This is a genomic window from Idiomarina sp. Sol25, assembly GCF_033052775.1.
Classification (GTDB): Bacteria; Pseudomonadota; Gammaproteobacteria; order Enterobacterales; family Alteromonadaceae; genus Idiomarina.
Genome location: NZ_JAUPEW010000005.1, coordinates 209,456 through 223,609 on the forward strand (window position 1 = coordinate 209,456; position 14,154 = coordinate 223,609).

15 protein-coding genes are annotated in these 14,154 nt (G+C 47.1%); 11 read left to right on the top strand and 4 right to left on the bottom strand.

All coding sequences use genetic code 11. The annotated features are described in order from the left end of the window. Positions 1-15 precede the first annotated feature (15 nt). On the top strand, positions 16-948 hold the full coding sequence (locus Q5L94_RS09510) for an ABC transporter ATP-binding protein (protein WP_317498201.1): 933 nt from the start codon (positions 16-18) through the stop codon (positions 946-948). Beyond that, positions 945-2,150, top strand: a complete 1,206-nt coding sequence (locus Q5L94_RS09515) for an ABC transporter permease (protein WP_317498202.1) — start codon at positions 945-947, stop codon at positions 2,148-2,150. Before Q5L94_RS09510 ends, Q5L94_RS09515 begins: the two co-directional genes overlap by 4 nt. Positions 2,151-2,219: 69 nt before the next feature. Here the strand turns inward: Q5L94_RS09515 and Q5L94_RS09520 are convergent, their stop codons facing one another. Beyond that, complete coding sequence (locus Q5L94_RS09520) at positions 2,220-4,238, bottom strand: S9 family peptidase (protein ID WP_317498203.1); 2,019 nt, start codon at positions 4,236-4,238, stop codon at positions 2,220-2,222. Positions 4,239-4,277: 39 nt separating this feature from the next. Next, positions 4,278-4,898 carry an HTH-type transcriptional repressor FabR gene (gene fabR / locus Q5L94_RS09525; protein ID WP_317498204.1) on the bottom strand — a complete coding sequence of 207 codons (621 nt, stop codon included), beginning with the start codon at positions 4,896-4,898 and terminating at the stop codon, positions 4,278-4,280. 153 nt (positions 4,899-5,051) lie between these two features. Here fabR and Q5L94_RS09530 point away from each other — a divergent pair, with 153 nt between their 5' ends. The 3 genes from Q5L94_RS09530 (at position 5,052) to Q5L94_RS09540 (ending at position 7,466) form a co-directional block, all read left to right on the top strand. Further along, a complete protein-coding gene (locus Q5L94_RS09530; protein ID WP_317498205.1) occupies positions 5,052-6,191 on the top strand; it encodes a fatty acid desaturase in 1,140 nt (379 codons plus the stop codon). A 114-nt stretch (positions 6,192-6,305) separates the two neighbouring features. Then, positions 6,306-6,623: a flagellar basal body rod C-terminal domain-containing protein gene (locus tag Q5L94_RS09535; protein WP_011233541.1), complete on the top strand. Its 318-nt coding sequence runs from the start codon at positions 6,306-6,308 to the stop codon at positions 6,621-6,623. A gap of 69 nt (positions 6,624-6,692) precedes the next feature. Then, positions 6,693-7,466 carry a putative metalloprotease CJM1_0395 family protein gene (locus Q5L94_RS09540; RefSeq protein ID WP_317498216.1) on the top strand — a complete coding sequence of 258 codons (774 nt, stop codon included), beginning with the start codon at positions 6,693-6,695 and terminating at the stop codon, positions 7,464-7,466. An 11-nt stretch (positions 7,467-7,477) separates the two neighbouring features. On the opposite strand, the gene Q5L94_RS09545 is transcribed toward Q5L94_RS09540, so the two are convergent. Continuing rightward, complete coding sequence (locus tag Q5L94_RS09545) at positions 7,478-9,808, bottom strand: Tex family protein (RefSeq protein ID WP_317498206.1); 2,331 nt, start codon at positions 9,806-9,808, stop codon at positions 7,478-7,480. Between the two features lie 63 nt (positions 9,809-9,871). Next, complete coding sequence (gene greB, locus Q5L94_RS09550) at positions 9,872-10,351, bottom strand: transcription elongation factor GreB (protein ID WP_222236339.1); 480 nt, start codon at positions 10,349-10,351, stop codon at positions 9,872-9,874. A gap of 280 nt (positions 10,352-10,631) precedes the next feature. Between greB and Q5L94_RS09555 the strand changes: the two genes are divergently transcribed. The 6 genes from Q5L94_RS09555 to Q5L94_RS09580 form a co-directional block, all read left to right on the top strand. Then, positions 10,632-11,159 (top strand): hypothetical protein, encoded by a 528-nt coding sequence (locus Q5L94_RS09555; protein ID WP_317498207.1) that lies wholly within the window; start codon positions 10,632-10,634, stop codon positions 11,157-11,159. An 83-nt stretch (positions 11,160-11,242) separates the two neighbouring features. After that, complete coding sequence (locus Q5L94_RS09560) at positions 11,243-11,710, top strand: DUF4234 domain-containing protein (RefSeq protein WP_317498208.1); 468 nt, start codon at positions 11,243-11,245, stop codon at positions 11,708-11,710. A gap of 82 nt (positions 11,711-11,792) precedes the next feature. Next, on the top strand, positions 11,793-12,152 hold the full coding sequence (locus Q5L94_RS09565; protein WP_317498209.1) for a hypothetical protein: 360 nt from the start codon (positions 11,793-11,795) through the stop codon (positions 12,150-12,152). Between the two features lie 645 nt (positions 12,153-12,797). Then, positions 12,798-13,217 carry a diacylglycerol kinase family protein gene (locus tag Q5L94_RS09570; RefSeq protein ID WP_317498210.1) on the top strand — a complete coding sequence of 140 codons (420 nt, stop codon included), beginning with the start codon at positions 12,798-12,800 and terminating at the stop codon, positions 13,215-13,217. Next, entirely contained in the window at positions 13,198-13,563 is a 366-nt protein-coding gene (locus tag Q5L94_RS09575) for a hypothetical protein (protein ID WP_317498211.1), read from the top strand. The genes Q5L94_RS09570 and Q5L94_RS09575 overlap by 20 nt, the downstream gene beginning before the upstream one ends. 62 nt (positions 13,564-13,625) lie before the next feature. Then, the coding region (locus tag Q5L94_RS09580) for a hypothetical protein (RefSeq protein ID WP_317498212.1) at positions 13,626-14,154 on the top strand (529 nt) is incomplete at its 3' end.

Consider the following 14,154-nt stretch of genomic DNA (forward strand, 5'->3'; position numbering starts at 1 on the left):
TAACAGAAAAATAACATGCGCCTTTCAGTTAATAATGTCACTAAGCGTTACCGCACCGTAACGGCGGTAGACGCTATCTCCCTCGATATTCAACCCGGCAAGATACAAGCTTTGCTTGGCCCCAACGGTGCCGGGAAGTCGTCTCTGGTTCGTATGTTGGTTGGCCTGACTCAGCCCGACGAAGGTGAAATCCACGTTGAAAACAACGGCGAGAGTGTTGAGCTGACCTATCACGACTTTGCCTATCTGCCTGAAGACCGTGGTTTATATCAGGATCGAACCATACTGGATAACCTGAATTATATTGCCAGTTTGCGCGGGTTGAAGCTTAGCGATATCCGCAGCGATATGGATAACTGGCTGGAGCGGTTCGAACTGACGGATCGCAAAGATGAGCCCTTGCGTCAGATGTCTAAGGGAAACCAGCAAAAAGTACAACTTATTGCCACGCTGCTGCATGACCCGCAACTGGTGATTCTGGACGAACCTTTTTCGGGTTTAGACCCGGTAAACCAGGAGCACGTGCTGACGGTATTAAACGAGTTGCGCGAGCGGGGCAAAACTGTGGTGTTAAGTGCGCACCAAATGGAGCTGGTTGAGCGTTTAGCCGATACTATGTTGCTTATGAACAAAGGACGCGCGGTGGCTCAGGGCAGCTTACAGGAAATACGCGATACCTTGCTGCCCAAACCGATTTATCGGGTAACAACCAACGCTCAGCTTGCTTTAGATAGCTGGCAGGGCGTGGAGCAAATAGAGTCCATGCGTAAAGTGAGTGAAGAACAAGTGGAAATAACCTTTCGCGCCGACGCCGGTATAGATGAGTTATGGCCACAATTGGCACAGCAGGCGTCTATTAAGGCTTTTGCGCCAATTCAGCCGGGGCTGCATGACTTGTACTTAAATACCATTCGTAATCAGAACGCTACCGGGGAGGCGCAGTCATGAAGCAGACAAGCCCAGGTTATCTAAAACAATTAAAAGCTATTTCATGGTGGGAGTTTAAGCGTTTCTTTAAGTGGAAACAGGAACTGTTTTCCATTGTGTTATTGGTGGGGATTTTTGCAGTGAGTGCCGGATGGGGTGCCATTACTCAAATTTTTTCCGAGGAATACGAAGGCGCAATTTTCTACGAGCAAGGACAGCCGCAGGGGTTCGAGTTTGATGCTCCAAAAGCTCTGAATATTCGCAGCGCCGGTACCATGGAAGTGGAAAACTGGAAAACTCAGTTACCGGAAGAGCTGGATACGCTGATTGTTATTACTCCGGAACTAACCGCTAAGGTCTGGGTGAAAAAATCGCAAACCTGGCAGCAGGAATTGCGCACTGAGTTGCAGGAACAACTGCAGGATCTGCGCATTCAACAGTTACCACTGGCACCGGAAGAAAAAGCGGTAATTGATGAAAAGCCGGAAATTGCATTTTCTATTGAAGAAAGTGAAGACGCCTCTATAGATGATACCAGTGATGGTTCCGCCGGAATGCTGTTGGCGGTGATTATGGTTGGGGTCTTTACTGGTTTTGGCTTAATGATGATGTCCATCACCGCCGAGAAGCAACAGCGAGTAACCGAGCAGTTGCTGACCATTGTGACACCCACTCAATGGATGGATGGTAAAATTATTGGTATTACCTTACACAGCCTTAAGGCGATGCTCTTTATTGGCTTAATGATTTTGGGTGTCAGCCTGGTCGTTGCTGCGTTTTCCGATAAGAGTGGCTCCGGGCTGGACTGGGGAATTGGTACTGCCCTGTTGAGTCTTATCTTTGTTTTATTGGGCACGGTCTTAATTAACGCGTTATTAGCGGGCTTTTCGGCAACCATTGATGACCCGAATCACTCTTCTCGCAGTACGGTAATGCTGGTGCCTTTACTGCCGGTATTTTTAGGGTTTAGCGTAATTGGAGCGCCAGACTCAACTTTAGCCACGGTTATGAGTATTCTGCCGGTTAGCTCCTTTGCGATGATGCCTGCACGCTTACTGCAAACTGATGTTGCGGTGTGGGAATGGCTGCTGAGCTTAGCGCTGCTGCTTGTTTTTGTTTACTGGATGAGAAATGTTGCGGGGCGCTTGTTCGCTATGGGCATTCAGTATTACGGAAAAGAACCGGGCTGGAAGGAAATATGGCGGGCCGTTTCGGGTAAATAACAAAATTGCAGAGACAAAAAAGCCGGGAACTTCAAATGAAGTATCCCGGCTTTTTATTAGGAGCCAGCTTTATTTAAGCTGTTCAGCGTGCGGTAGTTCAAACGAGGGTTTTTCCTCAGCTTTTTCTACCAGGAAGGTATCCATCCAGCGCATGAAGCGCATGCTGTAATCCAGCTGTGCCGCCGCTTTGCGGTTACCATGGCCTTCGCTGGGGTATAACACGAGGCGAACTGGTACCTTGCCGTGAGTTTTCAGGTAGCGGTAAAGCTCCATAGATTGTGAAGGGTGTACACGGGTGTCTTCTTTACCATGCATAATAAGAATTGGCGTACGGGCCTTTTCTGCGTGGTAAATTGGGCTGCGTTCTAAGTACCATTCCCACTTGTCCCACGGATAGCTACGGGCATGCACGGCGTGCATTTCTTTGGCAATGTCGGTAGTACCAAACTTAGACAAGTTGTCGCTGATACCCACAAACATAACACTGGCCGCAAAGTGCTCGGTCTGTGCTGTTGCGCCCCAGGCCGACGCGTAACCGCCGTATGAACCGCCGGTAATACCCACGCTCGACTCATCGGCTAAACCAATCTCGACCAGATGTTTTTTCGCATCCACAATGTCGTCGAACTCTTTACCCGCGTAGTCATTCTGACCCAGCTTAGAGAACTCGACACCACGACCAGTACTGCCACGGTAGTTCGGGAAGAATAGGGCATAACCCTTCGCTGCGGCATGCTTAACCGGTGATGCATAGCGATCTAACCAGCCATTGCTGTAATGCGACTCAGGACCACCGTGAATCACCATCATTAACGGATAGGTTTTACCTTCTTCGTAGTTGGTTGGGTAAACCACAATACCTTCCAGCTTCAGCCCGTCGCGTGCTTCGTAGGTCATGGTTTCCTGACGAGGCATATCGATCTCAGCCAGCCACGGGTTAGAGTCGGTTAAACGTTCCAGACGACCGTTGCTGTATTTGAACGCTTCGCTCGGGTGGCTTGGACGATGCCCCGTTAAAACAAATTCCGATTTACCGGCTTCACCGTCCAGACTGGTGAAAACGGCTTCACCCAAATCTAGCAGGCTGCGGCTTTCTAAAAACTTAAGTGTTAATGCCTGCACTTCGGTTTCGGTACCGCGGTGACCTAACCAGATAATCTCTTCATCGGTACGCCAGCTAAAGTCTTTTATAGAGCCATTGTAGTCAGGCAATACGTTGCGATGTTCTTGTTCACGAGTGTCGTAAACGAACAGAGAACCCGCTGAAGGGTCGTTGTAGTCCGCTGCGCGGATCATAGCTAAATAACGACCGTCCGGTGAAAATTCCGCACGACCAAGCTTGCCTTCACTTTCAAAAGAAGTGACCACTTCGCCATCCAGGCTAATAAGCTGGTACTGGCTGCTCATGTAGTTGTCATCAATGAGTGAAGTTGGTGCGGTACGAACCAGTAACTGCTCGTTATTCGGGTGGAAGCTAACCGAAAGCGCGTGCTGGTCGTCGGCGGTAACCGCTTTGGCTTCTGCGTCTTCTTCACCCAATGAAACATGGTAAACCTGGGTATAGGTTAAGTCTTCTTCGTAGACTTCGGCTTTAAAGCCTTTTTTTGACAGTTTTTTCTTGTCGCTGTCTTTCGCACCTGAAGACAAAAAGACCAGCTGCTCGCCGTCATCGCTCAACGCGTAGCCGCCAATATTACCGTCAAATTCAAAAACCGATTGAACGCCGCCGCCGTGCACGGGCATGCGATATAATTCCTGGTACTCATCGCCTTCTTCTTTAGCGGTAAAGTAAAGGTACTCGCTCTGCGGCCCAAAACTGACCTGGCTGAACTTCTTATCTTTACTTAGGTATGAAGTTTCCTGACCGTCAGCATTAATAAGTACTAACTCACTGTAGCTGGAACCGTCATCGTCTTCGTACGGAGTACGGGGCGTTGAGCGGATAACCGCAGTGAATTGACCATCCGGCGACAATTGAGCCGAACGAATGGCTTTGGTGGTTACGGTTTCCATTAGCGTCATCTCACGGGCATCAATATCTGCTGCCCAGATTGCTAATGCCATACCGCCTACAGCACGTAAAAGCATAATGTTCTCCAGTTTCTTGTTCTGATTAAGGTTACTTTTTTAGGACTCTCGTTTTAGTAATCGGCGAGTCGCTTCGGCGCCTCTGGCAACTAAGCGAACTTGCAGAATCGTTTTCTCGGTAATAATTTCTCGTTCTTCTTCATCTACGTCAAAGCAGTCTGCTCCGGCGCTGAACACGATTTTAGCAATAGTGTCCGACTGTAACTCGGCCAAGTCGCGGCTAAACGATTGTTCGTTAACCAAATAGTCTTCCAGCTCGGCCTTAAAATGGTCTATTTCGCGCACTACCGCTAAGCGGAAGCTGCGTGAACGACCGGAGCGTTCCTGAAGCAATAGCCTGAAGGTGGCAGTATTGTTCGCCACAAATTGCATAAAAGTTTCTATAGATACCCGAATAATAGAGCCGCCGGATTCAATGCGCTGACGCGCCTGGCGTAACAGTTGGCGTAGAGCCAGGCCGCATTCGTCGACCAAAGTGAGTCCTAACTCATCCATGTCGCGAAAATGTCGGTAAAATGACGTGGGAGCAATACCGGCTTCGCGCGCAACCTCACGCAGGCTCAAACTGGAGAAACCGTTTTCGGCGCTTAATTGGTTCATTGCCGCGTTAATTAACGCCTGTCGGGTTTTCTCTTTTTGCTTTGCGCGAATTCCGGCCATAGTCGTATAGTCATCTTTGCGGGTATATTAAGAATGATAACACAGCTTTTTACACTTTTACCGCTTGTAATTTGAACACAAAACACGTACATTCAGCGTACAGGTGTACGCTATTAGGCGCCTGCCTTTATTTGAATGTTTTAGGTTATATGCATGCAAAAAATTTCTGAAAAGCCCCCCATTATCTGGTTAAACACTCTGGTGTTCGCTATTACCTTTATTGTCGCCATTGTTGGTGTACCTTTATACGCTTACAGCGTTGGCATTGGTGCCGCGTTTTGGTGGGTTATGTTTGGCACGGCGTGTTTCGCCGGCTTATCTATTACAGCGGGCTATCATCGCCTTTGGGCGCATCGTACATACGATGCTAACCCCGTAATTCGTTTTATTTTTGCCATTGGCGGTGCGGTTGCGCTGCAGAACAGTGCGCTTCACTGGTCTTCTGACCACCGTGAACATCATAAGCACGTTGATGACAACGACAAAGACCCGTATTCCGCTAAGCGCGGTTTCTGGTACTCGCATATTGGCTGGATGATCCGTGAATATCAGGCAAGCCGTTATACCGACTACGATAACGTTAAAGACCTGCAGAAAGACCCAATTGTAATGTGGCAGCATAAGTATTACCTGCCGCTAACCTTGTTTGTTAACTTTGGCTGGCCAATTGCGGCCGGTTTCATGCTCGGCGATGTGTGGGCAGGGTTATTGGTTATTGGCGTGTTACGTCTGGTGCTAAACCACCACACCACGTTCTTTATTAACTCGCTGGCGCATATTTGGGGTAAGCAGCCTTATACCGACAAAAACACTGCGCGTGACAATAGCGTGCTGGCGTTTCTGACGTTTGGTGAGGGCTATCATAATTACCACCACATTTTTGCTGCTGATTATCGTAACGGTATTCGCTGGTGGCAGTTCGACCCAACTAAATGGCTTATCGTAGCAAGTAAATGGCTGGGTCTGGCGAAAAACTTGAAGCGCAGCTCACCGTATCAGGTAGAACGGGCGAAACTGCAAATGCAGTTAAAACGTGCTCAGCAAAAAGCTCAGGCAGCACCCGATTCGCTGTTTGAAAAAGCTCAGGAACACTACGACCAAATGGGGCAGCATTTGAAGGCTTACTATCAGGCTCGTAAAAAGCTTCTGGACACCAAAGCTAAAGCCCTAAAAGAGCATGTAAACCTCGATCTTGATGCGCTGAAGCGTCAGGTTGATGAAATGAAGGCTTCGCTGGAAACGCAAAAACGCTCCTGGAAAGCGCTATTAAACCAAATTCAGCAGCACGCATAAGTATCGATTAAAATTGCGACGAATGGCATTTGTCAGTACTTGAAAATGTTTAAAATATGACCGATACTGATAAGTAGATTCGAAGTAACGCGTTTTAGCGCGTGGGAGGAAACGATGGAAATTGGTGCAGCAATGAACTCAGGCCTGCAGGGTATGCAACGTGCAAACCAGCAGGTATCACAAGCGAGTCAGGAAATTGCGTCTGCTTCAACGTCGGGTCGTAATGATGTTCAGCAGCAAAGTAATGCCGTTGCCAATGGGGCTCAGGCCGCAACTGAAACTGCGTCTGAAACCAGCCAAAGCGTTACGGCTGCCAACACAACTGACTCTCTGGTTTCACTGAACCAAGGGCAGACCAACTTTGAGTCAAACACCCGTACGGTAGAAACTGCCGACGAGATGTTGGGCACAATGATTGATACCAGCGCTTAATGTTCTAGTATGAATATCTCACCAGCGTTACCGCCCATTCCTGTAACGTCGGCACCACCTGCGGAGTCGATGAACAGGGATAATTTAGAGCGGCCGCTGGTGAATGAACCTGCCAAATCAGAGCAATCCGGTAATAAAGCCGATACCCAGACCGACAGAAAACCTGATGCGAAAGCTGATGGAAAGTCTGACAGCAAAAAAGCCACCGACAAAGCCAGCAAAGATGTTACTGACAATGCTGAAAAGAATCAGCAGAAGCTCAGCGAAGAAGAAGTTGAAAAAGTCGATGAGCTAAAAAGCCGTGACCAGGAAGTGCGTGTACACGAACAAGCCCACGCGGCAGTTGGTGGTCAGTATGCTGGTTCTCCTTCCTATGAGTACGAACGTGGCCCTGACGGTAAGTCTTATGCGGTGGGCGGCGAAGTTCAAATAGACGTTAGCCCGGTTAATGGTGACCCTCAAGCGACCATTCAGAAAATGCAGGTAGTGCGCCGCGCCGCTATGGCACCCGCGCAACCTTCTGCAGCTGACCGTGCTATTGCTGCTGAAGCCACTAACAAAGCTACGCAGGCCAGGGCCGAATTAGCTCAAATGCAGGTTGAAGCAAGCGAAAGCGGTGAAGAAGGCGGGAAACAGAACCTCGATATTAGTATTAACGCGCCGTTTAATAAAAGCTTAGAGGGCGAGGGTAAAAACGAGGGTCAAACCGCGTCATCAGGCACTTTAACCGCTACCGAAGAAGGCAGAAAAACTTTATCATCATCTGAGCGTGGTGAAATGATTTCCTCGTTTTACGATAAGCGCGTTCGTCCTTCCGTGGACTCATTCAGCGCTACCGCTTAACTCCTTTCTGTTTAATCTTTCTTCGCTTTTGCAAAGGCGTCTGCTAATGCACTGCCCATTGCTGAGTTTTGTGGCTGTGGCGCACGACCACCATTACCTGAAGGCTTTTTCTTCGGCCCGCTTCCTGTTTTTGCTTTAGGCTTGTCGCTGCCCGCTGTATTGGCTGGGGCTTCATCGCTTAAACGCATGGTTAAGCCAATACGTTTACGCTCAATGTCTACTTCCAGCACCTTAACCTTCACGATATCGCCAGCTTTAACCACTTCGCGCGGGTCGCTGACAAACTTGTCCGCCAGTGCTGAAATGTGAACCAGACCGTCCTGATGCACGCCCACATCAATAAAGGCACCAAAGTTAGCCACGTTAGTCACTACACCCTCTAAAAGCATGCCGGGCTTCAGATCGCTGACTTTCTCAACGCCTTCTTTAAATTCTGCCATTTTGAACTCAGGACGCGGATCGCGGCCGGGTTTTTCCAGCTCCGCCAAAATGTCGGTCACTGTCGGCAGACCAAAACGCTCGTCGGTGTAGTTTTTAGCGTTCAGGTTTTTAATCAGTTGCTGGTTACCAATAAGCTCTTGTACCGGAATTGAATTAGTTTTGGCAATGCGTTCAACCACAGTATAAGCCTCGGGGTGAACCGAAGAGGCGTCCAGTGGTTGCTCGCCGTTACTAATGCGTAAGAAGCCTGCTGCCTGTTCAAAGGCTTTTGGTCCCATGCGGGAAACATCCAGCAATTGTTTGCGGTTACGGAATGCACCGTGCGCATCGCGGTGCTCAACCAAGTTCTTCGCCAAAGTTTTCGATAAACCGGATACGCGCTGCAGCAAAGCGGCAGACGCCATGTTGGCGTCCACACCGACAGCGTTTACACAGTCTTCAACCACTGCATCCAGGCTATGCGCCAGTTGCGACTGGCTAACGTCGTGCTGGTACTGGCCCACACCAATAGACTTGGGTTCAATTTTAACCAACTCGGCCAGCGGATCTTGCAGGCGGCGGGCAATAGAGACCGCGCCACGGAGTGACACGTCCATGTCCGGGAATTCCTGCGCAGCCAGTTCAGAGGCCGAGTAAACCGACGCACCGGCTTCGTTCACAATGACTTTAGTGGCTTTAATGTCGCTGTGCTGCTTGAGCATATCGCCGACCATTTTGTCGGTCTCGCGCGAGTGGGTGCCGTTGCCAATGCTGATAAGTTCTACCTTGTACTGCTTGCACAAAGTAGCCAGCGTACGCATGGCTTTGTCCATTTGGTTCTGCGGCTGGAACGGGAATACCGTGTTAGTGGCAACTGCTTTACCGGTTTCATCCACCACGGCAACCTTAACGCCGGTGCGAACGCCCGGGTCTAAGCCCATAGTGGTTTTAGCACCGGCAGGTGCCGCCATCAGCAAATCTTTTAAGTTACTGGCAAATACCTGAATCGCGGCTTCTTCGGCACGCTCGCGCACGCGAGCCATGAGCTCGGTTTCCATGTGCAGTGATAACTTCACCCGCCAGGTCCATTGAATAACCTGACGCAACCAGTCGTCGGCAGCGCGGCCTTTATGCTCAAAGTTCAGGAAGTCGGCAATAATCACTTCGCAATGTGAGCCGGCGGTCTTATCTTCACTGCCCGGATCAGCGTCCATCGACAACTGCAAAAAGCCTTCGTTACGGCCGCGCAGCAATGCCAGCGTGCGGTGTGACGGAATGGTCTTAAACAGCTCAGAAAATTCAAAATAGTCGCGGAATTTCGCGCCTTCTTTTTCCTTACCCGCAGCAACGGTGCTGGTTAAGTGTGCGTTCTGCCATAAGTGCGAACGTAAGCGCTTTAGTAACTCCGCCTGCTCGGCAAAGCGCTCCATTAAAATGGCGCGAGCGCCGTCGAGTGCCGCTTTCGCATCGGCAAAGCCTTTGTCGGCGTCAATATATTCGGCTGCAACCTGTTCCGGGTTTTGTGTTGGGTCTCTCCACAGCAAGTCTGCCAGCGGCTCAAGCCCTGCTTCAATGGCAATTTGGCCTTTGGTGCGGCGTTTCGGTTTGTAGGGCAGGTATAAATCTTCCAGCTCGGTTTTCGAGTCAGCCGTTTTAATGCTCTGAGCCAGTTCTTCGGTTAACTTGCCTTGCTCGTCAATCGACTTGAGTATTACCTGGCGGCGGTCGTCCAGCTCGCGCAGGTAGTTCAGGCGCTGATGCAGCTGACGCAATTGCGTGTCGTCCAGGCCGCCGGTCACTTCCTTACGGTAGCGCGCAATAAAGGGCACCGTTGAGCCTTCATCCAGCAACTGGATAACAGACGAAATCTGGCGTTCATCAACCTTCAGTTCATTAGCAAGTAATTGCGGTATCTGGCTCATAGTACATCTCTTAGTTTTGAAACTTTACGACAAATAATGGGGACGAATACTATCACGAATTGGCTACGCGGGCTGTTGGTAACTTATCTTATTAATGAACCAGGTCTTAGTACCCTGTGGCGTGTTAACCTCCGCCTCGTCGTCTACCTGCTTTTTCAGCAGGGCACGCGCCATGGGTGAATCAATAGACACCGCGTCTTTGCGATCATAAATTTCATCCGGCCCAACAATTTGAAAGGCGCGAACGTTCTCGTCCTCGTCCTCAATTTCCACCCAGGCACCAAAAAACACTTTCCCGTCCTGTTGTGGCGAATAATACACCACCTTCACCTGCTCCAGGCGTTTGGTTAAATAGCGAATACGGCCATCAATTTTGCGCAGCTTTTGTTTGTTGTATTTGTAGTCCGCGTTCTCAGACCGGTCACCGAGGCTCGCCGCCCACGACACCTTCTCCACGGTTTCGCGACGTTCCACCCGCCAAAGGTGTTCAAGTTCCTGTTGCAACTTTTCATAACCGCCAAGGGTAATTAAATTGGTTTTCATACGCTGATTCGTTATTGCCTGCGTTGAATGATATGTGGGGATTTTACTGGGTTCTTGTTTAAAGGGAAATGGGGGAGGGGGAATGATAGTTTGGTAAGGGTGTTTAAATTTTTGGGTATACGATATAACGGATCGGTTTTTGTTGTTTTATATATCTAAGTCGTTTAATGTAAAACCTAATGATATTAATGGATTAAACGTTGTGCTGGCGCATATTAAAAATATCAGACGCAGTTATGCCAGCTACTTAATAAAATCACTAGGATGTGGAGATTGAAAAATGAAGAAGGCATTATTTGTTGTACCTATTATTTTGTTTTTAGCGGGTTGCGGAAGTGAGGTTGAGCAAATTAAAAGCGGTACAATGGATTTTAATAAAACGATAACGCTAGGCCAGGCTCTTGATAATTGGAAAAGTTGCGAAAAACGAGACTGGGAACAGTTTGAAACGGACAATGGCATTAAAGTTGTTCAATTTTCATGTCAACACAAGATATCTAAATTTTTGAATAAAACAATAAGTCAGCTGGCGCAAGAAGAGCAAGATCAAACAGATCATTTAGATATATCTTCAAATGTTCAAACCTTCCAGTTCACAATAAATCAAGATGATACCTTCCAAATTGACAACGTCCAAGTAAGAACAACATGGGCGGATGGGACATTTTTTGAAGATTCGCAAGAACCTTTAGAACAACTGAAAACTGCTTATGCTAATGAGTTGAATTTCGACCCAAAGAAGTTGGACGAAAGTGGGGCTGCTCAAATATCCCATCTTTTTTCCCTTATTAAGACGAGAGCCAATTAATAGTAAGGCTATGCTGGTAAATTTGTGATTGCATAGTTTTAATAACTCTAAAAATAAACACAACTACAATGAAAGAGGATGTCATGTCGACAATAACTGAACTAAAAGACACGATTAATACCAAGACTATTAACTTAGTCTTACTGACCCTTGCTACAGGGGGAATTTACCCAATTTTGTGGATGTACAAAAACTCCCCAATATTGGAGTCGATGACAAAAAAACGAATTTCAGATAATGTTTTTATTATATGGCTTGCCGTATGTGTCGGTCTCGGTGGTGCACTCACTGGTACTGGCGAAGAAGTACTTGATGTAATTGCTGGCCTCTTAACTATTGCATCGTGGGTTTTGTATATTGTCTGGTCTTTTAAAGCCAAAGCTGCTCTGCAGGAATATGCATTAAATGAACACAAGATTGACTTGCGAATGAATGCCTTTTATACGTTTATTTTTACGATTTACTACATAAACTACTGTATCAACGATTTACCAGAAGCTAAGCGTAAACAAGAGATACTTTCTGGACAACCCTCTCCTTCTGAAAGTTAATAAAGCTGTCAGCGAGACGAAAAAACGGCTTATTTTGCGCTTTGGAGTCTCGCTGGCATTATTTGTACTCAGGAGAGTATCTATGAATAAAATCGCCTGTTTGGTGTTTATTTTACTTTTTCCAGTGTGGGGATATGCTTCAGATCTTATTCATCCGTTGGATTTTAATGGCACGGAGTCGGAAAAGAGCAAAGTAATAGCGCAGATAAAAGCAAATGTGAAGAGAACTTATACTGAAATAGGAATGGGAGATCCGTTAACACTCAGGATGATGGAAAAAGAGGAGCTTGCATCGTTCAAAAATCTTACGAAAGTAAAGGATAGACGCTTACTCGATTCGGTCATCCGTCAGTACTGTGATATTGGGATGTGCAATTACAACACGATACTTATGATGTACAACGAACAGAGCCGAGCTTCGAAGGAAGAATTAAGTTGGTGAACACTTGTTGGTAGCAGTGTTAGGCTCATTTGGGTATTATGCGTCCCCTTATTCTGGCAACGTTCCTGGTTTTGATGTAACAGCGGTGCATTCCGAATCTCTTAAATCCTTCCCCGTTCAGGTCAAAACAAGCACTAAAGGGGCGCTTGTTCAATCTACCATCGACAGGTGGTGTGACCATCATATCTCAGACGATAACACTCATTCCTTAGGCTCCCTAAAAGAGTTGAAACACCCTGATCTAATATGGATTCTGGTACGGTTAAACGACGATGACGTAAACGGTGCTCGGTCTTTTATCTGCCCGGAATCGGACATTCAGCAAAAAAAGGTTGCTCGCTATTATTAAGGTCATCTTTGGCTGACTCGAAGCTATATTTGAGTTATGCATGATTGAACCATCTAAGCTTTTTCTTCAAGTCTATCCGGTAACGTAAATATTCTGTCAGCGCTTTGAAGCCTTTGAACAAACCGCTTATATTTAAAATAGCGCTTAATAGGAAGGGATAATGCATTGCAGTATGCGTTGTTAATTGTCAATCCACAGAGTCGGGACGGCTAGTCTGAGTTATTAACAGAAGCCACCGGATTGCTCAGAAACTCAGGCATTGAGTGGAGGTTTGCGTCACTGAAAGTGCCTCTGAAATGGCTTGCTGCATTGCAAATTACCGTCAAAATGATGGGCTCGTGATTGTTGCCGGTGGCGATGGAACCATCAGCTCGGCGTTGGAGTCAGTCTATAAAAGCAAGCAAATCTTAGCCATTTTACCCATGGGAACAGCTAACGACTTGGCGCGTTCGCTGGGCATTCCACAGGACGTTTTTGCAGCAGCTCAGGCTATTGTTGATAACAAGCGAGAACGCGTAAATCTGGCAAATGTGAACAGTAACTACTTTGTGAATATCGCTCATATCGGTTTAGGTGTAGAGGTAACCCGTGAGCTGACGTCAGAAATGAAGGAGTATTTTGGTGTACTTGCTTATCTGGGCGCGCTTACCAGTGTGATGAAGCGCAATAAGAGTTTTAGAGTTACTATAAAAGCTGATGGTTGGAGGAGTCTGTAAGGCAATTCACCTAGCGGTACGTAATGGCCGTTACCACGGTGGTGGAAATATTGTTGATGACGACTCCACGTTGCTGGATGGCCAACTGAACTTATTTTGTTTGAAACCAATAAGGTGGTGGCGGTCGTTATTGCTGGAGGTAAACTTTCGTAGAGGTAATTTGCGAACGGCAGAGCGGGTTGTCTGTAAAAAAGCCCGCAAAATTAGCATTAAAACTTTTAGAGCTAAGCGGGTTGAGGCCGAAGGCGAGTTTAAAACTTATACTCCGGCCGAGTTTGAAGTGATACCGCAAGCTATTGAAGTTATTGTTGGCGATATCGCGCTGCCAAATAAAAGTAAGGATTAGTAGTTGTTAAATTTTAATAAAATTAATGAATAGTTGGTCGTATGGAAGTTAAGGTAGAAAGTGTGATGCGTATCATTGACTCGGTGGGAGAGTCGGCAATCGCACGTAAAAAATTGCTTGATTCTGCATATAAAAATGCAGTCGGTGATAATGTTGAGACTCCTTTGAAATGGTATCGGACTAGAAAAAATTCTGACCTTAAAGATGCTTTAACCCTAGAGGGAATTAAAAGAGGTTTTAGTGTTAGAGCAGAAAAGGTTATGGGTGCTCTTCCCGAATACTGTGAGGTAAAAGATCAAAATAATTTTAATCGGTTTGATCTGAGTTGGGAAAAGGTCAGAGGGTCGAGAGATTTTTCTCTGGCTGTTGAGATCGAAATGGATATTAATGTTAACAGTATAATCAGGGACTTTTCAAAGCTTAAAAGGAATAAAAGTGATTGCTTAAAGGTTATGATTTGTCAGGCTAGGAATGAATTCGAATTAGAGCAAATTAAAGAGTCAGCTGAAGCAGCGAGAGTGTTCAATATTCTGTGTCAGCCAAGTTTTCATAAATCTATGTGGCCATCCAGTCGACCTTCAAAGTGGATGG